The organism is Sphingobacterium sp. PCS056 (assembly GCF_023273895.1).
In the GTDB taxonomy this organism is placed as follows: domain Bacteria; phylum Bacteroidota; class Bacteroidia; order Sphingobacteriales; family Sphingobacteriaceae; genus Sphingobacterium.
Window position 1 is genome coordinate 1,266,185 of sequence record NZ_CP096883.1, and the last position, 25,893, is coordinate 1,292,077.

At 36.5% G+C, this 25,893-nt stretch carries 23 protein-coding genes; 13 read left to right on the top strand and 10 right to left on the bottom strand.

Going from position 1 to position 25,893, the window contains the following annotated elements:
* Nucleotides 1–3: 3 nt before the first annotated feature.
* Entirely contained in the window at nucleotides 4–645 is a 642-nt protein-coding gene (locus MUB18_RS05410) for a 4'-phosphopantetheinyl transferase family protein (protein WP_248755181.1), read from the bottom strand.
* Between the two features lie 378 nt (nucleotides 646–1,023).
* Between MUB18_RS05410 and dcd the strand changes: the two genes are divergently transcribed.
* Nucleotides 1,024–1,560, top strand: a complete 537-nt coding sequence (dcd, locus tag MUB18_RS05415) for a dCTP deaminase (protein ID WP_094771694.1) — start codon at nucleotides 1,024–1,026, stop codon at nucleotides 1,558–1,560.
* A gap of 176 nt (nucleotides 1,561–1,736) precedes the next feature.
* Here dcd and prfB read toward each other — a convergent pair.
* A protein-coding gene (gene prfB, locus MUB18_RS05420) for a peptide chain release factor 2 (protein ID WP_248755182.1) occupies nucleotides 1,737–2,820 on the bottom strand; the annotation gives its coding sequence in 2 pieces (ribosomal slippage) (nucleotides 1,737–2,759 and nucleotides 2,761–2,820; 1,083 coding nt in all).
* Between the two features lie 197 nt (nucleotides 2,821–3,017).
* Here prfB and pgi point away from each other — a divergent pair.
* Nucleotides 3,018–4,670 carry a glucose-6-phosphate isomerase gene (pgi, locus tag MUB18_RS05425; protein ID WP_248755183.1) on the top strand — a complete coding sequence of 551 codons (1,653 nt, stop codon included), beginning with the start codon at nucleotides 3,018–3,020 and terminating at the stop codon, nucleotides 4,668–4,670.
* A gap of 89 nt (nucleotides 4,671–4,759) precedes the next feature.
* On the opposite strand, the gene pfkA is transcribed toward pgi, so the two are convergent.
* The 4 genes from pfkA to MUB18_RS05445 form a co-directional block, all read right to left on the bottom strand.
* Nucleotides 4,760–5,734 carry a 6-phosphofructokinase gene (gene pfkA / locus MUB18_RS05430; protein WP_045755144.1) on the bottom strand — a complete coding sequence of 325 codons (975 nt, stop codon included), beginning with the start codon at nucleotides 5,732–5,734 and terminating at the stop codon, nucleotides 4,760–4,762.
* Between the two features lie 165 nt (nucleotides 5,735–5,899).
* A complete protein-coding gene (locus MUB18_RS05435; RefSeq protein ID WP_248755184.1) occupies nucleotides 5,900–7,594 on the bottom strand; it encodes a protein-disulfide reductase DsbD family protein in 1,695 nt (564 codons plus the stop codon).
* 296 nt (nucleotides 7,595–7,890) lie between these two features.
* Complete coding sequence (locus MUB18_RS05440) at nucleotides 7,891–8,340, bottom strand: protein-disulfide reductase DsbD N-terminal domain-containing protein (RefSeq protein WP_045755146.1); 450 nt, start codon at nucleotides 8,338–8,340, stop codon at nucleotides 7,891–7,893.
* 222 nt (nucleotides 8,341–8,562) lie between these two features.
* Nucleotides 8,563–9,333 (bottom strand): biotin--[acetyl-CoA-carboxylase] ligase, encoded by a 771-nt coding sequence (locus tag MUB18_RS05445; protein WP_248755185.1) that lies wholly within the window; start codon nucleotides 9,331–9,333, stop codon nucleotides 8,563–8,565.
* Nucleotides 9,334–9,382: 49 nt separating this feature from the next.
* Here MUB18_RS05445 and rsfS point away from each other — a divergent pair, with 49 nt between their 5' ends.
* From rsfS to MUB18_RS05465, 4 genes are read left to right on the top strand one after another with little or no spacing between them, the layout of a single operon-like run.
* Entirely contained in the window at nucleotides 9,383–9,757 is a 375-nt protein-coding gene (gene rsfS / locus MUB18_RS05450; protein ID WP_045755147.1) for a ribosome silencing factor, read from the top strand.
* Nucleotides 9,758–9,799: 42 nt separating this feature from the next.
* Nucleotides 9,800–11,872, top strand: a complete 2,073-nt coding sequence (gene ftsH, locus MUB18_RS05455) for an ATP-dependent zinc metalloprotease FtsH (RefSeq protein WP_248755186.1) — start codon at nucleotides 9,800–9,802, stop codon at nucleotides 11,870–11,872.
* A 60-nt stretch (nucleotides 11,873–11,932) separates the two neighbouring features.
* The gene (locus MUB18_RS05460; protein WP_045755149.1) at nucleotides 11,933–12,580 is read left to right on the top strand and encodes a lactate utilization protein C; all 648 of its coding nucleotides are present in this window, start codon (nucleotides 11,933–11,935) and stop codon (nucleotides 12,578–12,580) included.
* A 4-nt stretch (nucleotides 12,581–12,584) separates the two neighbouring features.
* Nucleotides 12,585–13,208, top strand: a complete 624-nt coding sequence (locus tag MUB18_RS05465) for a rhomboid family intramembrane serine protease (RefSeq protein WP_248755187.1) — start codon at nucleotides 12,585–12,587, stop codon at nucleotides 13,206–13,208.
* A 1-nt stretch (nucleotide 13,209) separates the two neighbouring features.
* Here MUB18_RS05465 and MUB18_RS05470 read toward each other — a convergent pair whose 3' ends face one another.
* Nucleotides 13,210–14,748 carry a YifB family Mg chelatase-like AAA ATPase gene (locus tag MUB18_RS05470; protein ID WP_248755188.1) on the bottom strand — a complete coding sequence of 513 codons (1,539 nt, stop codon included), beginning with the start codon at nucleotides 14,746–14,748 and terminating at the stop codon, nucleotides 13,210–13,212.
* Between the two features lie 236 nt (nucleotides 14,749–14,984).
* Between MUB18_RS05470 and MUB18_RS05475 the strand changes: the two genes are divergently transcribed.
* The 7 genes from MUB18_RS05475 (at nucleotide 14,985) to MUB18_RS05505 (ending at nucleotide 23,705) form a co-directional block, all read left to right on the top strand.
* A complete protein-coding gene (locus MUB18_RS05475) occupies nucleotides 14,985–15,254 on the top strand; it encodes a YtxH domain-containing protein (protein WP_094771691.1) in 270 nt (89 codons plus the stop codon).
* Nucleotides 15,255–15,335: 81 nt separating this feature from the next.
* Nucleotides 15,336–15,755 (top strand): hypothetical protein, encoded by a 420-nt coding sequence (locus tag MUB18_RS05480; protein WP_045755153.1) that lies wholly within the window; start codon nucleotides 15,336–15,338, stop codon nucleotides 15,753–15,755.
* Complete coding sequence (locus MUB18_RS05485; RefSeq protein WP_094771689.1) at nucleotides 15,730–16,239, top strand: hypothetical protein; 510 nt, start codon at nucleotides 15,730–15,732, stop codon at nucleotides 16,237–16,239. The genes MUB18_RS05480 and MUB18_RS05485 overlap by 26 nt, the downstream gene beginning before the upstream one ends.
* Nucleotides 16,240–16,525: 286 nt before the next feature.
* Nucleotides 16,526–17,182 (top strand): tRNA (guanosine(46)-N7)-methyltransferase TrmB, encoded by a 657-nt coding sequence (trmB, locus tag MUB18_RS05490; protein WP_248755189.1) that lies wholly within the window; start codon nucleotides 16,526–16,528, stop codon nucleotides 17,180–17,182.
* Between the two features lie 186 nt (nucleotides 17,183–17,368).
* Nucleotides 17,369–20,617 (top strand): SusC/RagA family TonB-linked outer membrane protein, encoded by a 3,249-nt coding sequence (locus tag MUB18_RS05495; protein WP_248755190.1) that lies wholly within the window; start codon nucleotides 17,369–17,371, stop codon nucleotides 20,615–20,617.
* Nucleotides 20,618–20,628: 11 nt separating this feature from the next.
* Nucleotides 20,629–22,161: a SusD/RagB family nutrient-binding outer membrane lipoprotein gene (locus tag MUB18_RS05500; RefSeq protein WP_248755191.1), complete on the top strand. Its 1,533-nt coding sequence runs from the start codon at nucleotides 20,629–20,631 to the stop codon at nucleotides 22,159–22,161.
* A gap of 20 nt (nucleotides 22,162–22,181) precedes the next feature.
* The gene (locus tag MUB18_RS05505; protein WP_248755192.1) at nucleotides 22,182–23,705 is read left to right on the top strand and encodes a DUF5689 domain-containing protein; all 1,524 of its coding nucleotides are present in this window, start codon (nucleotides 22,182–22,184) and stop codon (nucleotides 23,703–23,705) included.
* 59 nt (nucleotides 23,706–23,764) lie between these two features.
* On the opposite strand, the gene MUB18_RS05510 is transcribed toward MUB18_RS05505, so the two are convergent.
* From MUB18_RS05510 to MUB18_RS05520, 3 genes are all read right to left on the bottom strand, one after another.
* On the bottom strand, nucleotides 23,765–24,757 hold the full coding sequence (locus MUB18_RS05510; RefSeq protein ID WP_248755193.1) for a rhodanese-related sulfurtransferase: 993 nt from the start codon (nucleotides 24,755–24,757) through the stop codon (nucleotides 23,765–23,767).
* Nucleotides 24,758–24,921: 164 nt separating this feature from the next.
* On the bottom strand, nucleotides 24,922–25,137 hold the full coding sequence (locus MUB18_RS05515) for a DUF3820 family protein (protein ID WP_045755159.1): 216 nt from the start codon (nucleotides 25,135–25,137) through the stop codon (nucleotides 24,922–24,924).
* Nucleotides 25,137–25,892 (bottom strand): glycosyltransferase family 2 protein, encoded by a 756-nt coding sequence (locus MUB18_RS05520; protein WP_248755194.1) that lies wholly within the window; start codon nucleotides 25,890–25,892, stop codon nucleotides 25,137–25,139. The genes MUB18_RS05515 and MUB18_RS05520 overlap by 1 nt, the downstream gene beginning before the upstream one ends.
* Nucleotide 25,893 lies beyond the last annotated feature (1 nt).

The following is a 25,893-nucleotide window of genomic DNA, read 5'->3' on the forward strand; positions in this document are numbered from 1 at the left end:
GCCTTATTCGACCACATATGCTAATAAATAGTCATTGAACTTCTCATAGTAGACATCAAAAGAGCGATTGTGCTTTTCACTTGTTAAGTATAATCTCAATATTCCTTCTTCTTCATATTCAAAGGGGGTGATGGTCATATTGTGAAGGAAGGAAACACCGATGTTGCCCTGCAGTTTGTAGACTGCTTCTTTTGCACTCCAGCAAGCATATAGTTGTTCGATACGATTTTTATCTTTAGAAATAAAGCTAAGTTCTTGTTCTTTGAGAAATTTATGTGCGATGCGCTCTACTTTTGATTTGATCAATTCCATATCAATGCCTACTTCGCCAGTTGAACTTACAATTGCGCCTGCGTAATCAAAAGAGTGCGTAAGGGATATTTTTTCAGAAAAATTGGCTAAGTAAGGTTTTCCATTTTTATCCGAAGGGCAGTCAATGTAAGCCGTTGTATTGAGCAATGTCCGCAATAGTACACGAGTAGCGAGCCAGTGCAATCGTCGCTTACCATTGGAGAGACTCATGAGTTTCTGTTCCTCTATTTCATCCAATTGTAATTGCTCAGCTAATGTTTGTTCATCTTCTTCAATTCGCCAAATTGCAAATTTGGTATGCTGATCCAATTCTCGTAGGTATACTAAGCTCATACTCAAACTTAGATAAATTTGATTTGATAAGCAATATTATTATATGGATAAAGCAGTAAAGATTTTGTTTGAGCCTATTTATCTTCATATTCTATGTCTGGTTGTCGTATTGTTTGTGTTTTCCTTTATTTTAAAACTTTTCATGGCAGAAATTCTACTATAAACTATTATAAATCATGTAAAATTTCAATAATACTTTTCCTTTCACACTAAAATGGTTCTTGATGGAAGCGGAGAAATCGATAACTTTGTTGCTGATATAGCATATTTTAAATTGTAAATAACACAAATTTATCTAAGTTTGAAAATAAATGGTTAGTGTGGGTTCAATGGAAAAATTTGAAATTCAGCTTTAATCATATGTAATAAAGAATAATCATGATTTTATCAGATAAACGTATACTTGAAGAAATTGAAAAAGGCCATATTGTTATAGAGCCATATGACCGCAAATGCTTAGGAACAAATTCTTATGATGTTCACTTAGGAAAACATTTAGCGACCTACAAAAGTCGTGTATTGGATGCTAAGAAACATAATGAGATTGATCACTTTGAAATTCCTGAAGAAGGATTCGTTCTAGAGCCCAATACATTATATCTTGGAGTTACTTTAGAGTATACAGAAACACACCAGCATGTCCCTTTCTTGGAAGGAAAATCAAGCACCGGTCGTTTAGGTATTGATATCCATGCAACAGCAGGAAAAGGCGATGTTGGATTTTGCAATACTTGGACATTGGAGATTTCCTGTGCGCAGCCAGTACGTATCTATGCTGGCATGCCAATTGGGCAGTTGATTTATTTTGTTGTCGAAGGTGAGGTGGAAACGCTTTATAATACCAAGGGCAATGCTAAGTATAATACGAAAACGACAAAACCTGTGGAGTCGATGATGTGGAAAAATTCATTTTAAAGAAAAGGTACACGGCAATTAAAATCAATATTTCCGGTATTGCCTTCTTATAGCACATATTAAAAAAAAACACCAGCTTATCAAGCTGGTGTTTTTTTATCCTTGGATATAAATATGCAAAAAAGATTAATTTTCAAGGGTGCAAGACATAATCTTTAAAAACTTTTTTTGATCTTTTATCCTCCGAATTCCATTAAATATGATTTTAAGAATTCATCCAAATCTCCATCTAATACAGCTTGAGTATTGGACGTTTCGTGATTGGTTCTTAAATCCTTAATTAATTTATAAGGATGTAAAACATAATTTCTTATTTGGGAACCCCATTCGATTTTCTTTTTGTTGCCTTCTATTGCGTCTGTTGCTTCTTGACGTTTTCGCATTTCAATTTCATACAACTGTGACTTCAGTAATCGGAAGGCATTCTCCTTATTTTGCAACTGCGATCTAGATTCTTGATTTTTGATGATGATACCAGTCGGTTTGTGATGCAGTCGCACAGCAGTTTCGACTTTGTTCACATTTTGACCACCAGCACCACCGGCACGGAATGTATCCCATTCGATCTCAGAATCTTTTACTTCGATTTCAATATTGTTGTCGATTAGTGGGTATACATATACCGATGCAAATGACGTATGGCGCTTACCATTAGAATCAAAAGGTGAAATTCTAACCAAACGATGGACACCATTTTCTCCTTTTAAATATCCGTATGCAAAATCTCCAGAAATTTGAAGTGTTACCGTTTTTATTCCTGCAACTTCACCTTCTTGAGAATCCTGTTCAGTTACTTTGTACCCGTTTTTCTCTCCCCACATGATATACATGCGCATGAGCATAGCCGCCCAATCACAACTTTCTGTACCTCCGGCACCTGCAGTAATTTGTAGAATTGCATCGAGCTGATCTTCTTCAGCACTTAGCATATTTTTAAATTCCAACTCTTCTACTGCTTGTAGCGCAATATGATATTGTTCATTAAGTTCTGCCTCTGTAGCATCTCCAGCTTGGTAGAATTCATACAATACTCCCGTATCATCGACAGAGGCGGCGACTGCATCGAAATGATCTGTCCATACCTTCTGTACTTTGATCGATTGCAATATTTTTTCTGCTGCTTTTGAATCGTTCCAAAAATCAGGTTCTAAAGTAATTGCTTGGTCTTTTTCTAATGCTTCTTTTTTGACATCAATGTCAAAGATGCCTCCTCAGGGAAGTTACACGATCCCTCAAATCTTGAATTTGTTCTTTGGTCATAATAACAAAGATACAGCTTTCTGCACTAAATGCCCAAAACCTCCTTGATCAAGTGTGATGATCGTGATCAATTTTTATATTTCCTCTAATCGTATAGTTAGATAGCAGGGAAGAAATCATCAAATTTCTTTTATATATGCTACAATTAACATGGTAAATAAAACAAATTTATCTAAGTTTGATTAAAATAGAAATATATGTTACCAAAAATAGATTTTACACAGACTGCTGCTTACCGTTATTTAGCAGATCATTACATCAGTATCAATGCGCATAGCTTAAAAGATTTGTTTCAAGAGGATTCATTTCGATTTGAAAAATACAGTATTGAATTTAATGATCTGCTGTTAGATTATTCAAAGAATAGAGTGAACGATGAGACTTTAGCGTTGTTACGTCAATTGGCTAAAGAATGTCATCTAAGTGAAGCTATTGATGCGATGTTTGCCGGAGAGAAGATCAATGAAACAGAAGGAAGACAGGTGTTACATACGGCTTTACGTAATCAATCCGGAAAAGCAGTCTTAGTTGATGGTAAAGATATCATGGAAGACATCAATGCGGTGTTGGCGCAGATGGAGTCCTTTACGCAGCGTATACTTTCTGGAGAATGGAAAGGCTACACCGGTAAAACGATTACTGATGTGGTCAATATTGGTATCGGAGGGTCGGATTTAGGTCCTGTGATGGTGACTGAAGCTTTAAAAGCTTACCGTACACATCTCCATATGCATTTTGTATCAAATGTAGATGGAACGCATATTGCAGAAGCGATTAAAGGTCTTGATCCCGAAACTACTTTATTTTTAATCGCTTCAAAGACTTTTACAACTCAGGAGACAATGGCTAATGCCAACACAGCTAGGGATTGGTTTATAAAAAGTGGTGCCAATAAAGCTGATGTTGCGAAGCACTTTGCCGCTTTAAGTACGAATACGGCTGCGGTTGCTGAATTTGGTATTGATACAAAAAATATGTTCCAATTTTGGGATTGGGTTGGCGGTCGTTACTCTTTGTGGTCAGCGATCGGTCTATCGATCAGTTTGGCTATCGGTTTTGATCATTTTAAAGAGTTACTAACAGGAGCTTACGAGGCAGATGAGCACTTTAGAACTGCGCCATTTGAACAGAATATTCCGGTTACGTTAGGTTTATTAGGAATCTGGTATAATAATTTTTTCGAAGCAGAGAGCCATGCCATCTTACCTTACGATCAATATTTACATCGTTTTGCTGCTTATTTTCAGCAAGGTGATATGGAAAGTAATGGTAAGAGCGTAGATCGCAACGGTAATGCGATTGATTATCAGACAGGACCCATTATTTGGGGAGAGCCAGGTACAAATGGCCAACATGCCTTCTATCAATTGATACATCAAGGAACCAAATTGATTCCTTGTGATTTCATTGCACCTGCGATTAGTTTAAATCCGATTGGCAAACACCATCAGATGTTATTGTCCAATTTCTTTGCGCAGACAGAAGCATTGATGAACGGTAAATCTGAAGAAGTCGTTGTTGCAGAATTAAAAGCATCTGGTAAATCAGAAGAAGAAATTGAACGGTTGAAAAACTTTAAAGTATTTGAAGGAAATAGACCGAGCAACTCCTTTTTACTTAAAAAAGTAACACCACGTTCTTTAGGATCTCTAATAGCATTATATGAGCATAAAATTTTTGTGCAAGGAATCATCTGGAATGTATTTAGTTTTGATCAGTGGGGAGTTGAATTAGGAAAACAACTCGCTGGACAGATTCTTCCTGAATTGGAGTCCGAAGATATTATTACGACACATGATTCATCAACCAATGGATTGATCAATCAGTATAAAGCTTGGCGATCAGCATAGCTAGACAAAAAAAGCGAGGTTAAGTGTACTTAACCTCGCTTTTTTATACGTTATTTATTATAAAAACTTATCGATATATCGCTTTCTTTTTATAAAGAAAGAATCTCCACGATTCTCAATAAATTTTGATTGATCGAGTCTATATGTTTAATTGCTTTTTTGAAAGATATGAATTCAACCTCACCATGGACTAATCCAGCCATTTCACCTTTGCGACCTTCTAATAAAGCCTCTACAGCAGCAACTCCCAATCGACTAGCCAACACCCTATCCATACAAGTAGGGCTTCCACCACGCTGTATATGGCCTAGTATAGAAAGGCGAACATCATATTTAGGGAAGTTTGCTTTAATTTTTTCAGAAACCACCATTCCTCCTTCAGCATCGCCTTCGGCAACGATGACAATGCGAGATGCTTTGCTTTTACGCGTTTTATCTAAGCGTTTCATAATGGCATCATAATCGACGTTAAATTCGGGTATCAATACCGCTTCAGCACCCGTACTGATGCCAGATCTGAGTGCAATCAATCCCGAATCTCTGCCCATCACTTCTATGACAAAAAGTCGATCGTGTGATTCTGCTGTATCTCTAATTTTATCAACAGCTTGTACAACCGTATTAATCGCTGTATCGTATCCTATCGTAAAATCCGTCCCTGCAAGGTCGTTATCAATTGTTCCTGGGAGACCAATAATTGGAATATCAAACTCTTCAAGAAATTTAGAGGCACCAGTGAACGTTCCATCACCACCAATGACAACTAGGGCATCGATCTGATGTTGCTTGATGTTTTCATAAGCTTTTTGGCGGCCTTCTACCGTTCTAAATTCGTCGCTTCTCGCTGTTTTTAAGATCGTGCCACCGCGCTGAATGATATTAGCGACAGATTTTACATCCATGGCAAACATATCGCCATTGACCAAACCATCATAGCCTCTCCTTACCCCAAAAACATTCAAATCATTATATATACCTGCTCTAACTACCGCGCGAATGGCAGCATTCATCCCCGGAGCATCTCCTCCAGATGTTAATACTGCTATATTTTTAATATTACTCATATTTCAAACTTAAATAAATTGTCTCTTATATGCAATATAAATCAGTTGAATATAAAAAACAATAGTGGTGATATGATTTGTTGTAGGTGTAGTTGAGTACATATCCATGCTCTACTACATTTTTTCTTTTCCTAATTACAGACCTATTCTGTTCTTAAGAATAGCTTATTTTTTAGCGTTGAAGGCATCAATGCCACTTTGTAAATACTTAGCATATTCAACAGGATCATAGTTTGCTCCTGAAGGTGGGACTAAAACATTTCCTTCCGTATCAACGATAACATAGAGTGGTTGCGAATTGCTATTGAATTTAGAAGCTTGGAAATCGGAGTTTTTATTTCCGATATTTTTTATCTTTTTACCAGAATAAGCAGATATAATCTGTTCTTCAACGGGCAATTCCGTACGATCATCTACAAAAAGTTCCGCCATTACAAAACCTTCTTTTAATAATTTCGCGACATTTGGATCTGTCCAAACGTTTGCTTCCATCTTTCTACAATTAACACAGTTCCAGCCTGTAAAATCAATTAAGACAGGTTTTTTTAATTCTTTGGCTGTTTCTAAAGCTTGGTCATAATCATAGTAAGGATCAAATCCTTTAGGTGTGCCACGCTCGTGAAATATCTCGGCATATTTTTTTACCTTACCATCTGAGTGTGCTGGTGAAGCATTTGCTATTCCTGCCGATAAATCAAAATCTTGAGTGGCGGATGGTGGTAGGAAAGCGGAGATTGACTTTAATGGTGCTCCCCATAATCCGGGAATCATGTACATCACAAATGAAAAAACGACAATTGCTAAAAATGTACGAGGAACCGATAAAAATTTTAAATCACTGTCATGTGAAAACTTAATTTTCCCAATTAAATAAAGACCCATTAAACCGAATATGACGATCCAAAGCGATAGAAAAACTTCACGATCTAACCAGTTCCAATGATAAGCTAGATCCACATTGGATAAGAATTTTAGTGCTAGTGCTAACTCTAGAAATCCTAATACAACCTTTACACTATTTAACCAACCACCAGATTTTGGAAGAGATTTTAAAAGAGAAGGAAACATGGCAAATAAACCAAAAGGGATAGCGAGTGCAATTGAAAAACCAAGCATACCGATTGCTGGTCCTAATCGTTCACCCTTTGATGCGGCTTCTACCAATAAAGTTCCTATAATAGGTCCAGTACAGGAGAATGAAACTAGGGAAAGACTAAAAGCCATAAAGAAAAGACCTACTAAACCACCTTTATCCGATTTGGCATCCATTTTATTAACAAATGAACTTGGGAGTGTAATTTCGAAAGCCCCAAAGAAAGACGCTGCGAAAGCCACCAATAATAGGAAGAATATAAAATTGAACACCCCATTTGTTGACAAAGCATTGAGCGCATCCGAACCAAAAAGAATCGTGATGATCATTCCTAAAGCTACATAGATGATAATGATAAAAAGACCATATAATAAAGCTTTACTGATACCATTGGCTCTCGATCCAGACTGTTTTGTGAAAAAACTAACCGTTAGCGGCAACATCGGGAAGATACAAGGCATTAATAGCGCTGCAAAACCCCCGATCAGGCCCGCAAGAAAGATTCCCCATAGTGATTTTTTTACTTCAGGAGTTGCTGTAATGGCTATATTTTGTGTGTTTTTAGCCGTATCTTGAGTTATTGTGTCGGGACTTTCAGAAAAAACCAAATCTGTAGGCACTTCTGATAGTGTTGAGGTATCGGCAGATTCGGAAAATTCGATTCCTTCTACACTAAGCAATGAGTCTTGCGTCGATGCGAAAGAGAAAACAGGAATGAATAAACTGAAAATAACGAAGTAGAGTAAAAATAGTTTCTTTTTAGCCATTTTTTGTAGAGTTCATATGTAATTTGTAAAATTAGAAAAAGGTGATGAGAATCCTCTTATCTTTTAGTAGTTGTAAAGTCAATTTTACTTCATGAAGACCAATTTCTGGACTCTTCTTATTTGAAAGCTATCTTATTAGGGGCTATTTTTATAAAATTAACATCTTATTAAAAATCAAAGTGATCTTAAACAAAATAGTCGACGATCTCAACCGAACCTTGGTCAAAAGAAAAACGCTATTTAGATCGTTTTTTACATGATCTAAATAGCGTTATATGTGTTGTAATTAGTTTTTACTATTTAATAGTAACTGTAAATGCATAATCGGTTGGAGGCAGACATTGTGTTTTATCACATGCTTGGTATTCAACAGAACCCTTTACCGTTGTAGTTCCCTTATTCAGTTTTACTTTTTGTTGGAAAACAACTTCCTTATTAAAATAACCTACATTCATTTTAAATACTTCTTCATACTTCATTGCTGGTTTTGGTTCCGCAGTTTTACCGTTTAAAGTATAATCTTTAGAAGCTGTATATGTAAATGAAGTTGGAATAGGACCATTTTCACCTATGTTCTGAGAATAGATATGCCAACCATCCTGAATGGTAGCTTTAATAAAAATAACAGCTTCCTTACTGTTTAATTTTTTCGAAGCAACAGTCCATTTCACTGGATTATGGATCTGAGCTACGGCACCTGAAATAGCAAAAAATAATACTGCTATTATTAATGTTAATTTTTTCATGGGTATATATTTGTTTTTTAATTTATAAAGCTATCATAAGCATCTGTTTCACTGTTTGTTATTGCTTATGATGGTTTCATCAGAATAATTTGTTATTATAGTTATTTAAATCGTTATACTGTTTTAGTATGACATCAAAACATAGCTAAAGTTTAATTTAGTTTAGCAAATTTAGTGCTTTGATGAGATATATTTATCTGAGGATCGTAAATATTTTTTTACTTACAACACATACTTGATCTCATGAAGATTGAACGTCATTATTTCCCGATCTATTTCTGCTTGTAATTGACCATTAGGCAATACGTGAATGATTTTTCCCTCAATTTCTACATCAGCAATTTTATAGGTCTTTATTTCATTTTTTCTAAAAAGATATTGATTGAACTCTTGCAGTTGCTGCACTTGATTTCCTTGTTTCAAGCGTTTATACTCCTGGTCTAAAAATAAATATAGTTCATTTGCTAAACTGGCTATATCATAATCCTCGTGGCTATCATTAATAGATTTTAGTGATGTAATATGTGGATTGTCTATAAATGTGGTCTGATTTATATTGACACCTATTCCGATAATACTCGTTCCAATCAAATCTCCTTTGATGCTGTTTTCAATTAGTAGCCCAGATATCTTTTTTTGGTTTACATAAATGTCATTCGGCCATTTAATTTGCACGACCTCCTTCGTATTGGTCTTTAACCATTTCATTATTCCAAGACAGATTGCACATGATAAGGCAAATTGCTGATCGATTTTTAGAAAATGGGGGTATAGTAAAATTGATGTAATAATATTTTTACCCGGTTCTGTGATCCACATATTGCCCCTTTGACCTTTACCAGCATATTGTTCAACTGCTAAAATGGCAGAACCCTCATCCTGTGGCGTGAATTTTGACAAGTTATCCTTGAAATAATCATTTGTGGAAGACACTCGGTCGATAGTAATTACATTTTGACCAATGATAAGTCCTGAAAATGTGTTATTTTGCAAAGTGAAAAAAATTTAATTGTATATAATAGCAAAACTATAATATTTTTTAATGGATAAAAATAAAAGTTCGGAATTGTCAACGCGTCTGTCAGAGGTTGTTGTTTATGGTATGCAAGAGAAGAAAGCAAGTGAAATAGTGCGATTGGATTTGAGAAATATTAACAGTTCTGTTTCTGATTATTTTGTCATTTGCCATGCCGACTCACATATTCAAGCCAATGCAATAGCAAAAAGTGTGGAGGATGAAGTTTACAAAACATTTGGTCAAGATCCTCAATATAAAGAGGGTCATAGTATCGGAGAGTGGTTGATATTAGATTTTGTAGATGTGGTCGTTCATATTTTCAAAAAGGAAAAAAGAGCCCTTTATGCGATAGAAGATTTATGGGGTGATGCTCAAATTCAAAATTTTCAAAGTGCTTAGATTAGTAGAAAAATAGATTTAAAACGATATAAATAAGATAGAATGAAGAAAATACCAACTGGTAAAATAACCCCAAAACCGCCCAAGTTTAATATCTTGTGGTTAAGTTTTGCTTTGATAGTGGTCTTTTTTGCCTTACAATACGTTTTTAGCGATACAACGGCTAAAAAGATTACTTACAGTGAGTTTGAATCTACAATCTTACCAACAGGAGATGTAGAGCGGTTAGAAGGAACTAAGAAAAATGACCTCGTACAGATTGACGTTTATATTAAGAAAGATCGTTTAAAAGATGAAAAATATAAAGATGTTGCTCCTGGACCTAATGCGTTAGCTTTAACGCCAGTTACGGGACCACAATACTTTTTCACAGAAGCTTCTGCAGAGATTTTAGCTGCTAATTTAAAGGCCGCACAAGAAAATCTGCCTGCAGGTACACCTCGATTAAGTGTCAGTTATGAAGATCGTTCCAATCCTTGGGCTAATTATTTTGTAACCTTTATTTTACCATTAGTCGTGATGGTATTATTGTGGTTATTCTTAATGCGTCGCATGAATGGTGGTGGTGCTGGAGGTGGTGGCCAAATATTTAATATTGGTAAATCTAAAGCGCAACTTTTTGACAAAGAATCATCCATTAATATTACATTCAATGATGTCGCTGGTCTAGAAGAAGCAAAACAAGAAGTCATGGAGATTGTGGATTTCTTGAAAAATCCGCGTAAGTATACCAATTTAGGTGGTAAGATTCCGAAGGGAGCTCTGTTAGTCGGCCCTCCAGGGACAGGAAAGACATTACTTGCCAAAGCAGTTGCTGGTGAAGCGCAAGTTCCTTTTTTCTCTTTATCAGGTTCTGATTTCGTTGAAATGTTTGTCGGTGTAGGTGCTTCTCGTGTACGTGATTTATTTAAACAAGCGAAAGAAAAGGCACCATGTATTATTTTTATTGATGAAATTGATGCTATTGGTCGTGCTCGTGGTAAAAACTCGATGATGGGTGGTAACGATGAACGTGAGAATACTTTAAACCAATTATTGGTGGAGATGGATGGTTTCGGTACAGATTCAGGTGTTATCATCTTGGCCGCAACAAACCGTATTGATGTATTGGATAGTGCTTTACTTCGTCCAGGACGTTTTGATAGACAAATTTCGATAGATAAGCCAGATTTAATTGGACGTGAGCATATTTTTAAAGTACACTTAAAGCCTTTAAAATTGTCTCAGGAAGTTGATGCTAAAAAATTATCGGCACAAACTCCTGGATTTGCAGGCGCTGAAATTGCCAACGTTTGTAATGAGGCTGCTTTAATCGCTGCACGTAAAAATAAGACAGAAATCGATATGCAAGATTTCCAAGATGCAGTAGATCGTGTCATTGGAGGGTTGGAAAAGAAAAATAAAATTATCTCTCCAGAAGAGAAAAAGATTGTTGCTTATCATGAAGCAGGCCATGCTATTGCTGGTTGGTTTTTAGAGCATGCTGATCCATTGGTCAAGGTGTCTATCGTACCGCGTGGTGTTGCGGCATTGGGTTATGCCCAATACTTACCGCGTGAGCAGTTCTTATATACAACAGAGCAGTTAGTCGATAGTTTGTGTATGACTATGGGTGGCCGTGTTGCCGAAGATATTACTTTCGGACGTATATCAACTGGAGCTCAAAATGATTTGGAACGTATCACAAAATTGGCATATGCTATGGTTGCGATCTATGGTATGAATGAAAAAGTAGGAAATGTTTCTTTCCGTGATGGATCCGAACAATTTCACAAACCTTATTCTGACAAAACGGCAGAGTTGATTGATTCTGAAGTTCGTAACTTGATCACTGATGTTTATACGAGAACAAAACAATTGTTACTTGAAAAACAAGATGGCTTAATCGCTATCGCAGAGAAATTATTAGAAAAGGAAATCTTGTTCCAAAGCGATTTAGAAGAAATATTAGGAAAACGTCCATTTGATACGAAGACCACTTATGATGAATTTGTGAATAGTGGAGATGGAGGTGGTGTTCCACAAACGGATTTACCTTTAGATGTTTTACCAGAAGAAGCTAGTGTCGCAGACCCTAAAATTGGGATCAAAGAAGAAGATAATCCAAACACATAAATTTAATTATACAGCGCTTCTTTTATAAAGAGGCGCTGTATTTTTTATTTCCTCCGCCACATGAATGTTAAAAATAGCAGTAGCAAAGAGCAGATGTTAGGCAAGATCAGACAGGCTCTAATTCAAAAAAGTGAAAATCCACATCCTAAATTCAAGAAATCTCCTTTATATCAGAATGAAGATGAGCTAGTTGATGTTACGTTTGCGCGAGAACTGACAGCTGTTGGAGGAAAGTTTTTGTATTGTGATGGTGAGATCAATCTCATCGAAAATTTGATTCATTTGACCGAAGAAAATAATATTAAAAAAATATTTACATGGGAAAAAGGTGTTCAAGATCTTTTAAATCCTTACGGGTTTCCTATACACACCAATGAAATTGAATTCGATGCTGCAGATGCTGGTATTACGTCTTGTGAAGTTCTGATTGCACGCAATGGAAGTGTTATGGTCAGCAATGCGAATGCTTCTGGACGTAGACTGGGGATTTATCCGCCTATTCATATTGTAATTGCAAAAGCTTCCCAAATGGTTTGGGATATAAAAGATGCTTTATCTTATATGCAGCGTCGCTATGGTAGTCAGATGCCCACGATGGTTTCTACCGTCACGGGACCATCACGCACAGCAGATATCGAAAAACGCTTAGTTTTGGGAGCGCACGGTCCAAAAGAATTATATGTTTTATTATTAGAGGATCGTTTTTAATTATATGATACAAGAATATCTGTTTTTAACTCCCGTAGCGAGTATTATTTTTGCTTTAACCATAGCTTCAAGTATTTATAGTTTTTCAAATCCTCAAGTACTGAGTGAAATGATGTTGCACCCTTATAGTATCTATCGAAAGAAAAGAGTCTATACGATCTTAACGAGTGGGCTGATTCATAAAGATTGGGGTCACCTTTTATTCAATATGATCACGTTTTATTATTTTGGATTTGGTCTAGAAAAGATACTCATTCAAATTAGTGATTGGGGTCATTTGCAATTTGCCATTATCTATGTATCAAGTTTGATTCTGAGTGATATTCCCACCATTTTTCAGCATAAAAATAATTCTGGTTATTACAGTTTAGGAGCCTCAGGAGCTATCTGTGCCGTATTGTTTAGTTATATTATGTTTGATCCAAAAATGATGCTCGGCATCTTCATGATTATTCCTATGCCTGCGTATATATTTGCAGTGCTCTTTTTAGGTTATTGTGTGTGGGCATCTAGAAATTCAAGAGACGGTATCAACCATGATGCACATCTATTTGGGGCATTATCTGGTGTGATTCTCACGTTGATACTTTACCCCTGGATTTTTAAACATTTTCTAAGCAAGTTTTAATTTATCCTGTCCAACTTTGGCGGTCAAGGCTTCTAAATTGGATAGCCTCCGCTAAATGATGGTTTTTAATATTCGCTTCTTTTTCCATATCGGCGATTGTTCTAGCGACCTTTAAGATACGATCATAGGCCCGCGCAGACAAGCCTAATTTTTCCATGGCAGTTTTAAGTAATTTCCTTCCCTCGGCATCAATTTGACATCTTTCCCGAACTTGTGTACTGCTCATTTGAGCATTATTATGGATATGTTGAAGGGTCTTAAAGCGTTCATTTTGGATTTTTCTGGCAGCCATCACCCGTTCTCTGATGTGCATGCTTTTTTCGGATTTTTGATCAGATGCTAGTTCTTTAAAAGCTACTGGGGTGACCTCTACATGCAGATCGATACGGTCTAGTAGAGGGCCCGATATCTTACTTAAGTAGCGTTGCACGGTACTCGTGCCACAGGTACAATCTTTTTCGGGATGATTATAATAGCCACATGGACAGGGATTCATAGCTGCTATAAGCATAAAACTAGCGGGATAATCAACCGAAAATTTAGCTCTTGATATGGTAATACTACGTGATTCCAAAGGTTGTCTCATCACTTCTAATACCGTTCTTTTAAATTCAGGGAGCTCATCCAAAAATAATACACCATTGTGGGATAAGGAAATTTCGCCTGGCTGAGGGCTGGTGCCGCCACCAACCAGTGCCACGTCCGAAATGGTATGGTGTGGAGCTCGAAAAGGTCTTCTCGTCATTAGGGAATCTTTTGCCGATAATTGACCTGCCACAGAGTGTATTTTAGTTGTTTCCAAAGATTCCTCTATGGTTAGTGGTGGCAATATCGTGGGCATGCGTTTGGCAAGCATTGTTTTGCCCGCGCCCGGAGGTCCTATCAAAATCACATTATGACCGCCAGCGGCTGCTATTTCCAAGGCTCGTTTAATATTTTCTTGTCCTTTGACATCTCCGAAATCGTCTTCATTTTGATCGGTCTGATTTGTAAATTCATCCTCAATAGCAACAGTTGTAGCTTTTAAATTAGTCTTGTCATTAAAAAAATGAATCACTTGCAATAAATTATCCACACCTAAGACAGTTAAGTTTGAAACTATAGCTGCTTCTCTGGCATTTGCCTCAGGTAGGATAATACCCTTAAATTTGTCTTTTACAGCTTGAATAGCTATCGGTAAAATTCCCTTTATAGGTTGAATACGGCCATCTAATGATAGCTCTCCAAGGATCAGGTAATCTGCTAGCCGATCCGCTTCAATTTGATTTGAAGAAGCTAATATGGCAGTTGCAATCGCCAGATCATATGCGGAACCTTCTTTTCGAATATCTGCAGGGGCAAGATTGATGACTATTTTTTGCCTTGGCATACGATATCCACAAGACACAATGGCACTTTCTATTCTTTGTAGACTTTCTTTAATTGCATTATCTGGCAAACCAACTATATAGTACCGCGTCCCTGCAGTTATATTTACCTCTACAGCTACAGAGGTTGCCTCAATACCATATACAGCACTACTATAGGTTTTTGTTAACATAAAAATGGTCTAAATGGTATTTAAAGTTAATAAAATTTATTTAATAATTCTGAGAATTATTTTTTTACCTTGAAAAATAACTCCAATTGTATTTTTTGTTCAAATTTGTTATATTGTAGCTGATGGTATTTATCATATATCAAAAAATATTGGCTTTTGGCAAACGATTTGCTTAGCTAATTGTATTATTACTGAATAAAACAATTACAAAGGATTAACATTTAAAGTTTAATAATATGAACGATAATAGTAAAGTAGTATTGGCATTATTAGCAGGTTTGGCAGCAGGAACCGCTTTAGGAATTTTATTCGCACCTGATAAAGGAACAGAGACAAGAGACAAGCTTAATGAATCCTTAGCTGATTTGGGAGATGCTATTCGTGAGCGTGCCGAAGAGCAATTTGATCAATTAAACGATTTTAAAGAAAAAGTTGTTGCTACTCTCAAAACAAAAATCAATAAAGGAGAAGAAATTTTCGAAGATGAAATTACAGAGCATGCTTAGATCGCAGTAATTTTTACCTAAAGAAATTATTATCAATACTATAATCAGAGGCCTAGCCTCTGATTCTTAAAATAGAAATAAATGGAAGAAGAAAAATTCTCGCTAAGTGGTACATTCCAAAAGACAAAGGAATATTTAGATTCGCAATTAAATTTAATTCGGCTAAAGACAGTGGAGCGATCTTCTCGTTTAATTGCAAGTTTGATTGTTGATGGTGCAAAAATAATTTTAAGTTTATTTATTGTATTCTTTCTATGTCTTGCTTTGGGATTTTATTTAGGAGAAGTATTAGGAAGCAATTCTTTAGGTTTTTTAGCTACGGCAGTTATATTTTTGCTTATACTCGTTTTGATTCGGGTATTTGAGCCGACGTTGGAGTCTAGATTTATGGATTTGTCAATTCGTCGATTTTCTGCCAAATGGACAGATGAATTAGAGGAAGAAGAAAATAGTGTGAAACAAGAAAATGTAGAAGATGACGAAACAAAGCAAAATTCATAACCTCGCAGAGCTTAAGGCGGAAATCACTCGTCTTAAAGTTTTAAAAAGTGAACAAGAAGCGTATTTGAAGTCGCAGATGACCTTGTTAAATCATAAAATTGAAACTCCCATGCGTATTTTTAATGTCGTGAAAGCCAATGTTCCGGGATTAAATTTGATTACGGGACTTTTCTCTCCAGCTAAAAATAGTGGAGGTACAGATTCTGATTGGTTAACCAAAGTATTGCGCATTGGTGTTCCTTTTGTCATGAATCGATTTTTCTTTAAAAAAGCTGGTGTTTTGAAAAAAGCACTGTTGTTATTAGCTTCAGAAAAAGCTCTTGGTCAAGTCAATCAGGATAGTATTTCTGGTATTATAGGAAAAGTTACCAATTTTATCAAACCTAAAAAAAATAAGAAAAGAAAAGGTACCATTCAGAATCCTCCTGTCATTGAAGATCAGGTCAATGAATATGGTATTCCATCTTATAGTGAAACCTATTAGACTATATGTTTTTCTTAACTTGAGATCATTTTGGCCTTTTATTCTTAAAATTGAATCTATTTACATTCGATGATTTTGATCTGGTTAGTAGAGTAACGCCAGATCAATCAATAGATGATCGCAATTTCTATTCAAGTACAACTTGTCATTTTTGTTAAAAGTTACCAATGCTTGAAAATACCAATCACATCGATTGAAGTCAGTAATACGGGTATCAACTAAAATTACCACATAAACTATTGATTAGTGCAATAATAAGGTTATTTTTGCAGGATATTTTATTGTAATGGGTAAAGACAAACTTAGAAAATTTGCGGAGATTGGTACTTTTGACAATGTGGTAGAACTGGATGCAGGTAAAGCACTTAAAGGTCAGTGGGCAAAATCTCACTTTAAAAATGATCATCCAATCGTTGTAGAATTGGCTTGTGGAAAGGGTGAATATACGGTCAATCTGGCAAAGCTTTTTCCCGAGAAAAACTTTATTGGTGTGGACTATAAAGGAAATCGTATCTGGAGAGGTGCTAAAACAGCTATTGAAGAAGGGATTCATAATGTTGGTTTTCTGCGGATTCAGATCGAGACTATATTGGAGCACTTTGATGAAAATGAGATTTCTGAAATTTGGATTACATTTCCAGACCCGCAACCACAAGAAAGCCGTGAGAAAAAACGTTTAACAAACCCTACCTTCTTAGGTCGTTATAAGTTTGTATTAAAAGAAGGTGGATTGATGAATCTTAAAACGGACAATGATGGATTCTACAATTATACTTTGGAACAGATTGAAATTTTGGGATTGCATAAACACGCAGAAACTGCTGATTTATATCATTCTGATTTAGTCAATGAAGTATTATCGATTAAGACATATTATGAAAAAAAATATTTGGCCGTCGATAAGAACATAAATTATGTAAAATGGTCTTTTGATCAGATTTAATTCATAAAGATTATGATATAAGAGGAGTAAATTTTAAGTTTACTCCTTTTTTTGTGCATTTTAATTAACATCATCTTTATATAGCCCATCATTTAGTAAAATAATGTTAACATAAAACTAGGGCTATCTTAATATAGTGATTGCATTTTTGTGCGGAAGTAAAACCCGTTGACAAAACAATTTTGCATGAATCATTATTACCTATCACATTTAAAAAATGCACTGCTTGTATGTAGTATACTCAAATGCAGTTCTCATTCTCTTTTTGCGTCAGATCTCGCGTTCAACACTCAAGTATTACCAACAATTTTGGAACAAGAAAGTGTTTCCTTTCAAGGAAAAGTAGTGGGTGGAAATGGGCGACCACTTGTTGATGTTTCTATTCTAAATGGCAATAAGAGCGTTGGAAAGACGGATAAAGATGGGGCATTTTCATTGCATGTTGCTAAGGGAACTGTTTTGACTTTTAAGTCATTGGGGCACCGGAGTCATGAGGAACATGTGATTAAACCATCTTCCCATATTGAGATCAAATTACACACCACCGAGCGCGCATTAGAAGAAGTGGTTGTCACGGCATTAGGTATCAAGCGTGAAGAAAAGTCTCTCGGTTATTCAGTTAGTACTGTAAAAGGTGAGGAGCTTACCAATGCCGTTTCGAGTAACTGGATGGATGCGCTCTCTGGTAAAGTTGCTGGACTCAATCTGATGCGTTCAGGAGCAGGACCAGTTGGATCAACTAAGATTATCTTACGTGGAGAGAATAATCTAACTGGAGAAAACCAAGCATTGATTGTTGTTGATGGTGTGATTATCAATAGTGGGTCAGGCAGACGATCAGGTAATGTTTCGGATGCTATTTATGGCACTGGAGGTGATAATATGCCCGCAGATTATGGTTCAGGGATGGATGACTTAAATCCGGAAGATATCGAAAGTGTTTCGGTATTAAAGGGACCGGGAGCAGCAGCTCTTTATGGACAAAAAGCAGCCAATGGTGCAGTGATCATCACGACTAAATCAGGTGCTAAAAGAAATGGAAAGTCATTAGGGATAACATTAAATTCAAATACTTCATTTGAAAGCGTCAATCGTTGGCCAGATCTGCAATATGAGTATGGCCAGGGTACAGGAGGCTCAGATTATTACTCATATGGAACTTCGATTGATGGAGGGAGTACAAGTGGTACTAGTTCTGCTTATGGTCCTAAGTTTGATGGTCAGTACTTTTTTCAGTATGATCCCAATCTTCAAGCAGTAGGAACAGAGCGGACACTTTGGAAACCTTATAAAAATATCAATAGTTTTTTTGACGTTGGCAAAACGTATATGAATACCATTTCGATCGATGGTGGAACAGAAAAAACCAATGCACGTTTCTCTGCAACGAATGTTCGTAATACATGGATTGTTCCCAATACAGGTTATGATCGCAATACCGTCGCTTTATCGGTCAATTCTAGAGTTAGTGATAAATTGAGTATCACTTCTAAGGTCAGTTATAATAACCGTCATAGTGATAATCTTCCTGGAGCAGGTTATGGTAATCAATCGTTGATGTATTGGTATATCTTTTGGCAACCTAGTGCGGATGTGAACTGGTTACAAGATTATTGGGTAAAAGGCAAAGAGGACCGGAAAATCATGTATCCATTCAGCAGTTACCCTGAAAATCCGTATGCGATCTCTTATGAATTTATCAACCGTAATAACCGTAATACATTTACCGGAAATGCACAAGCCTCTTATCAGTTTTCAAAAGAATTTAGTGCACAGATCAGAGCATCTATAGATTTTTCCAGTGAAGACCGAGGACAGTTAAGACCTTATGATGCTGGTTCTAAATTGGCCGAAGGAAGTTATCGTACACAAGAAATCTTTTCTAAAGAAACCAATCTCGATTTCTTATTGAAATATGATAAAAAAATACATGAAGATTGGCAAATAACTGCTACAGGAGGTGGTGGTACACTGCGTAATAATTACCGAATGACATCCCTGGCCTCGGATGGCTTGACTTTTCCAGGAGTATATAACCATACCAATAATAAGTACGGTATCAAAAGTGTTCAGGATATTAGAAATTTTGAAATTAATAGTTTTTATGGTTTAATTACCGCAGGGTTCAAAGATTATTTATTTTTTGATGCAACGGGGCGTATGGACTGGTCAAGTACCTTAGCAACATCCATCGTTCCTGATAAAAATGTTGGGTTCTTCTATAATTCTTTCAATAGTAGTTTGGTACTATCAGAAGTATTTTCATTACCCAAAACTATTAATTTCGCAAAATTGCGTGCCTCTGTTGCTTGGGTAGGGTCGGGTGTTGATGCTCCCTATATGACACAATTTGGATATGTCGGTGGTAACCCACTGATTGGAGGCTCCTTGCAGAACCCATCTACACTCGTCAATCCGTATATCGAACCGCTTTCAACACGATCAATAGAATTTGGAACAGATGTTCGCATGTTTAAGAATCGTTTAAATATTGATGTCGCAGTTTATCAGGGGAATACAAGTAAACAACATCTTTACCGTACAATAGATCCATCATCAGGTTACTCCAGATACCTGATGAATATGGGAGAAGTTCGTAATAGAGGATTGGAAATCGCTGTCAATACCAATCAGTTAGTCAATAAACACGGATTTAATTGGTCATCGAGTATCACCTATAGTGCTAATACCAATAAAATTATGTCCATTCCCGACTCTTCGATTGTGCTTCAGTATCGCTCAGTTGGAAGTGGTCAAATTGTAGGCTTACAAGAGGGAAGTATGGGTGATATGTACGGTATAGGATATCAACGTGCTCCAGATGGCCAGGTGATATACGATGAAAAAACAGGTGTAGCGTTATTAACAGAGCAAGTTGTCTATTTAGGTAACACAATTCCTACAGGTAAATTAAGCTTAGGAAATACATTTAGTTACAAAAATTTTAGATTAAATGTCTTATTCGACACGCAGTGGGGAGCAGTTGGTCATTCTTTGACACATTATAAACTCGCTGAACAAGGAAAAACAAAAAATACACTTCCAGGTCGTTATAATGGTATTATTGGAAATGGAGTTGTTTCCAATGGTGATGGTACATATCGCAAAAATGATGTAGTAGCAACCAATATTGACGAATATTATCGTTCACATTATGGTCAAGACAATGCCGAAGGAAGTACATTCCCAACCGATTTTATCAAATTTCGAGAAGCAAGATTAGATTATTCTTTCAAAAAAGATGTTTTAAAACGATGGGGTCTAGATAGGGCGACAATCGGTCTTTATGGAAGAAACCTATTTATTTGGTCTAAATGGCCAGCCTTTGATCCTGAGTTTGGAACATTAGATGGTGGAGATATTGTGAAAGGTTTTGAAATCGCTCAATTTCCTTCAACACGCACAATAGGGTTTAATTTAGTCTTGGGTTTTTAAGCTGAAATACAATGAATAATACGATAAAAAAAATATCTTTTGCTTTCTTGGCATTATCGATCAGTCTTCAGGCCTGTGATAAGGGTTTCATAGACTTAAATACAGATCCTGTAAAAACAACACATGCTTACCCTTCGCAATTTATGGCCAATGCATTTTTAAATGCAATCACAGCCAATATGAGTCGAAATAGAAGTTTTACCAATGAATTGATGCAAGTAACGGTTTCTATTGGTGAAGGAGATGGTAAAGTGTTTCGTTATGACTTTAGACCAAGTTGGTCAAGCTATCTGTGGGATCAACATTACAAGCAGCTTATGAACTTTAACGACATGTATCTGGCAGCCTCAGAAGGAATAGGTCTTAATAGATCCTATCAAGGAGTTGCACTACTTGGTCAATCATGGTTATTCTCCATATTGACAGATACCTACGGTGATGTCCCGTATTCAAAGGCATTAATCGGGAGAGATTCCCTTATTTTGGAACCACAGTTTGATAAACAACGGGATATCTACACCGGTATGTTTGAAAAATTTGAAGAGGCAAATCAATTATTCAAAGCAGGTGATGCTCTTGAAGCATCTAGTGATCCCATTTTTTCAGGAGATGTTCTGAAATGGCGCAAATTTTCAAATTCCATGTACCTGCGGTTATTGCTTCGTATTGCACACAAAACAGAGGTCGGTCCCAATGCAATTAATAAGATAAAAGAGATTCTAGAAGATAATCCAAATGAGTATCCGATCATGAGCAGTAATGCTGATGTTGCCGTTTTAAGATGGACTGGGCAAGGAGCTTATGTATCACCATTTATGGGAACTAGGGCACAGGATTTCCGTGCTACTTCTCTTGCATCTTTCTTTATTGATCATCTACGAGATTGGAACGATCCACGTCTCAACATTCCGGAATATGGGATTAGTAGTGTCAACAGATTGGGTATTGCACCTGTATCTGGAAACTATATTGGCGTAGAGAGCGGCTATGCTGCTGGAAACGCAGAAGATTACACAAAGTTGAGTTATTTCTATTCTTACGATCAAAATGCAGGGGTGAATAGTTTACAAACCGAACCATTGACTGGTATGTTGATGAATTATGCTGAAGTCGAGTTTATCAAAGCAGAAGCAATCATCAGAGGTTGGATTTCCGGATCTGCCGAAATTCACTATAAGAGTGGAGTAGAAAACAACATTAAGCTGTGGATTCCCAATTGGGCACTTCCGGTGCAAGATTACCTAACGAATGCGGACATACAGTGGGACGATAGTAAAACTGTCGCCCAAAAAATGCAAAGTCTGCATTTGCAGAAATATTATGCACTTTTTATGGTGGATATGCAGCAATGGTTTGAACATCGCAGAACCGGTTATCCAATTTTACCAAAAGGTCCAGGTTTGAAAAATAATGGTGAAATGCCAGCAAGAATGGTGTATCCAGTTATCGTACAGTCCTCAAATCCGAATAGCTATAAAGAAGCGGTTGCTAATCAAGGAGCTGATCTGATTAATACCAAAGTCTGGTGGCAAAAACCTGAATAGCTGATTCAATAGAAATTAAGATGAAAAAAATATTATTTAATATTATTAAAGTGATGGTGGTTCTGGTGGCCATGACATCATGTCAAGACACCAATTATCCAGGAGCAACAATTAGTTCATACATTGGTATCTTTGATCTTCGGGCTCTATTTAAAGGAGAAGTAGTAACACTAGATGCAGAAAAACTAGGTGGTTCCAGTAAGTTAGCAGCACTAGTCGTATCCGATCATAAAGGCGGCAATCTGCCTGATGGATTATTAGTCGTACAAGATACAAGACGTTTAGGAAAGTTGCGTGGTATTTCAATCGATCTTGGCGATGCTGCAATGAATTATCAACCTGGAGATTCGGTCATTATTGATATTATAGGCAGTCAACTTTTGAGGGAGGATGGTCTATTGAAACTTAAAAATATCAGAGAAAATCAAATTTTAAAGGTAGCTTCTGGACGACCGATTAAAAACAATGTGGTGACCTCAAAGGCCATATTGGAAAATCCCGAGGCCTATGAAAGTACTTTGGTTATTATTTTAAAGGGAGGGTTTAATCCAATTCCGAAAGCTGGAGATGTACTATCTGGAACTAAAGTCTTGAATGACGGTTTTGCAAACATAAAGTTAGTAACCAATGAAAAGGCTGAATTTTCCCAACAATCACCATATATTCTCGGGAATTATTATGGGATTGTTTTTAGTCAGGAAGGTGGTACAGGTCTACGTACTCCTTATCTGAGATGTCGCGCAAAAGAAGATATTTTGATGCTAAGTTCTGAAATTGAACTCGCATCCATTGTGATCACAGGTTTTGCTAGTGATGTTAAAGGTTCAGATACTAACTATGAATATATGCAATTCATGGCTACAGAAGATATCGATTTCTCGAAAACACCTTATGCCGTGGTTGTGAGCAATAATGCCAATGCTTCAACGCCTACGGGTGCACCAGCGAATGGGTGGGCAACTGGAGGTATGAGAACGTACAAGTTTAATTTAACAACAGGTATCGCTCGTAAAGGTACGTTCTTTTATGTCGGAGGAAAATATCAGATGATCAATGGAAGCGCTTCCACAAGTTTGGAAACTTCCAATTGGGTGTTAAATTATGATTACAATGAAAATAATGGATTTGATTTTGGAAATAAAACTTCAGGATTGTTAGCCAACAGTGGCAATGCCTTTGGTATTGCTGTTTTCAAAGGAACCACCGTGACAAAAGATTCCAAGCCCGTCGATGTGCTATATAATTCTGGTGGAGGAGCCCTTTGGGAAGGAAATAAAGGTTATCGTATTACAAATAATGATTTTTATGATGTCATCAATCCTTTAACGATGGAATCTCAACCCTTCTTCAAACAAGGAACAAATCAATTATTTCTAAAGTACAATACGGCAGATGTGGGTTATTTCGTAAGTTTGGGAGGTGAATATAATCTAACTTTAGGACGCTGGACAGTAGCTCGTAATCAAAATAATGTAGAGATGAGCAAGACCTCGACCATTACGGAAATAGAGCATGAAAAAGCGACAAAACTGGTGGAGCAATAGCTGATTATAGAATATTAAATAACAAAAGGCTTGAACAGATTGTTCAAGCCTTTTGTTATTTATAAGGAATTTTCTAAACTAACTTTAGGTGGAAAGTTTTTATGTTTTCTTTTGCTTATTTTTTCGATATTAACAGGTTGAGGTATTTTCACATAATAACCTGTACCATCATACGGACGCTTTAGTGGATCTTCTTGACAAGCTGTTGAACAACAGCCTTCTAGTTTTTCTCCGCATTCGTCGCATTGTGTAAAGTGCTCATTACAACTTGGACTAGCACAATTGATCATCTTGGGAGTTTGTTTACCGCAATTTTTGCAAGTAGATACAACCACTGGATTTATCGAGTTAACATCAACGGTCACTCTATTATCAAATACATAGCACTTCCCATCAAAATCTTTACCACCCGCTTCTTTACCATATTTGATAATTCCGCCATGTAGTTGGTAAACATCTTCAAAACCTTCGGCTAATAATAGCGCTGAAGCTTTTTCACATTTAATACCACCAGTGCAATAGGTTAAGATTTTTTTTCCTTTGTATTGTTCCAGTTCTTTTACTTTTTCTGGAAATTCTCTGAAATTTTCAATATCCAATGTCACCGCATTTTTAAAGCGACCCACATTGTGTTCGTAATTCGAGCGAACATCGAGCACAACAACATCATCACGATCTTTCATTTCCATGAAGTCTTTCGGTTCAAGATGAATCCCTGTTTTCAGTGTTGGATCGATTATTTTTGGATCACGTAAACCCGAGTGTACAATTTCAGTTTTGTAACGGCAGTGCATCTTGATAAAAGACGGTTCTGTTACATCATCAATCTTGAATTCGGTATGATTAAATCTACCATCGGCATAGATAGCATCCATGTAGGCTTGACAAGACTCAGGTGAGCCCGAAACCGTACCATTTAGACCTTCGTCAGCAACAATAATACGTCCAACTAGGTTTAATGATTTACAAAATTCTAAGTGATCCGTCGCAAATTTTTCTGCGTCAGCAATGGGACTGTAGCAATAGTACAGTAATGTTTGATAGTGTGCCATAGTTTTCATTGATACCGCTGCAAACGGCGTTTAATGTAAATGAATTATAGCGCAAACTTAGTTAAAAATTGGAAATTATGCAATTTTTAACATTTTCTCATCAGTCCATGAAGAACAAATACCATGATAAAATAAAAAAATATGATTGAAATAAATGATATTCATTACCTTTTCTTCAAAGGATCCAATAGATATTCCAATCCATTTAATTTTATCTCATAAAGAGTGCCCAATTGAATTCCCAACTTTCCTGCTGGAAAACCCTTTTGGTGAAACCACACTAGATAAGGTTCGGGAAGATTACATAACGTATAGCCTTGGTATTTTCCAAAAGGCATTTTTACTGTTACGAGTTCTGTTAATATTTCAGGATTCATCATTAGTCTGCGGGATTACCATTTTTGATACGATATACAATCATTTTGAAAGCAATGACAAGGTGATTAAATAGATTGGGAATCGTACCATAATATTTTTGAAAGATTTCAAAACGTTCCTTTAAAGATTCTCGATGCCTTTGTTTGGACATGCCTCCGACCAGATAGCGAGCGACATGCTGATTGGCATTAACACATATATTAGCTTTCTTAGCAGCTTTTATTACCCAATCAATATCTGCACATAAGGTATACCGGAGATCATAGGGTTCGGCAATGGTACGCTTGACATAAATTGCTTGATGACAGATGTTCATGCCGTAACGAAAACTTTTCCAATTAAAATGTGCAGGAACTTGATGTCTACGTTCACCAATGATTTCACGTTGATCGTTTATCAAAAAGGTTTCACCGTATAAGATATCAGCACCTTCACTTACTTCAGCGATATTAGCCAATGTTTCTTTGCTGTACAGTTCGTCCCCCGAATTTAAAAAAAGAACATAATCCCCAGTTGCACGTGCTAGACCCTTATTCATCGCATCATAAATTCCTTTATCTTTTTCGGACACAAGAATAGCGATATTTGATTTGTATTTTTCGATCACATCCAAGGTACCATCGGTAGAGACGCCATCAATGACAATGTATTCGATATGTTTATACGTTTGGTTAACAACGGATTTGATGGTATGTTCGATATCCCGTACATTGTTATAAACGACTGTAATGATGGAAAACTTAGGATTGTTATACATA

Excerpts from the sequence above, each read along its gene's own strand:
- MUB18_RS05410 (WP_248755181.1), bottom strand. The coding sequence starts at position 645 with ATGAGCTTAGTATACCTACGAGAATTGGATCAGCATACCAAATTTGCA.
- dcd (WP_094771694.1), top strand. The coding sequence starts at position 1,024 with ATGATTTTATCAGATAAACGTATACTTGAAGAAATTGAAAAAGGCCAT.
- pgi (WP_248755183.1), top strand. The coding sequence starts at position 3,018 with ATGTTACCAAAAATAGATTTTACACAGACTGCTGCTTACCGTTATTTA.
- pfkA (WP_045755144.1), bottom strand. The coding sequence starts at position 5,734 with ATGAGTAATATTAAAAATATAGCAGTATTAACATCTGGAGGAGATGCT.
- MUB18_RS05435 (WP_248755184.1), bottom strand. The coding sequence starts at position 7,594 with ATGGCTAAAAAGAAACTATTTTTACTCTACTTCGTTATTTTCAGTTTA.
- MUB18_RS05440 (WP_045755146.1), bottom strand. The coding sequence starts at position 8,340 with ATGAAAAAATTAACATTAATAATAGCAGTATTATTTTTTGCTATTTCA.
- rsfS (WP_045755147.1), top strand. The coding sequence starts at position 9,383 with ATGGATAAAAATAAAAGTTCGGAATTGTCAACGCGTCTGTCAGAGGTT.
- ftsH (WP_248755186.1), top strand. The coding sequence starts at position 9,800 with ATGAAGAAAATACCAACTGGTAAAATAACCCCAAAACCGCCCAAGTTT.
- MUB18_RS05460 (WP_045755149.1), top strand. The coding sequence starts at position 11,933 with ATGAATGTTAAAAATAGCAGTAGCAAAGAGCAGATGTTAGGCAAGATC.
- MUB18_RS05465 (WP_248755187.1), top strand. The coding sequence starts at position 12,585 with ATGATACAAGAATATCTGTTTTTAACTCCCGTAGCGAGTATTATTTTT.
- MUB18_RS05470 (WP_248755188.1), bottom strand. The coding sequence starts at position 14,748 with ATGTTAACAAAAACCTATAGTAGTGCTGTATATGGTATTGAGGCAACC.
- MUB18_RS05475 (WP_094771691.1), top strand. The coding sequence starts at position 14,985 with ATGAACGATAATAGTAAAGTAGTATTGGCATTATTAGCAGGTTTGGCA.
- MUB18_RS05480 (WP_045755153.1), top strand. The coding sequence starts at position 15,336 with ATGGAAGAAGAAAAATTCTCGCTAAGTGGTACATTCCAAAAGACAAAG.
- MUB18_RS05485 (WP_094771689.1), top strand. The coding sequence starts at position 15,730 with ATGACGAAACAAAGCAAAATTCATAACCTCGCAGAGCTTAAGGCGGAA.
- trmB (WP_248755189.1), top strand. The coding sequence starts at position 16,526 with ATGGGTAAAGACAAACTTAGAAAATTTGCGGAGATTGGTACTTTTGAC.
- MUB18_RS05495 (WP_248755190.1), top strand. The coding sequence starts at position 17,369 with ATGAATCATTATTACCTATCACATTTAAAAAATGCACTGCTTGTATGT.
- MUB18_RS05500 (WP_248755191.1), top strand. The coding sequence starts at position 20,629 with ATGAATAATACGATAAAAAAAATATCTTTTGCTTTCTTGGCATTATCG.
- MUB18_RS05505 (WP_248755192.1), top strand. The coding sequence starts at position 22,182 with ATGAAAAAAATATTATTTAATATTATTAAAGTGATGGTGGTTCTGGTG.
- MUB18_RS05510 (WP_248755193.1), bottom strand. The coding sequence starts at position 24,757 with ATGGCACACTATCAAACATTACTGTACTATTGCTACAGTCCCATTGCT.
- MUB18_RS05515 (WP_045755159.1), bottom strand. The coding sequence starts at position 25,137 with ATGATGAATCCTGAAATATTAACAGAACTCGTAACAGTAAAAATGCCT.
- MUB18_RS05520 (WP_248755194.1), bottom strand. The coding sequence starts at position 25,892 with ATGTATAACAATCCTAAGTTTTCCATCATTACAGTCGTTTATAACAAT.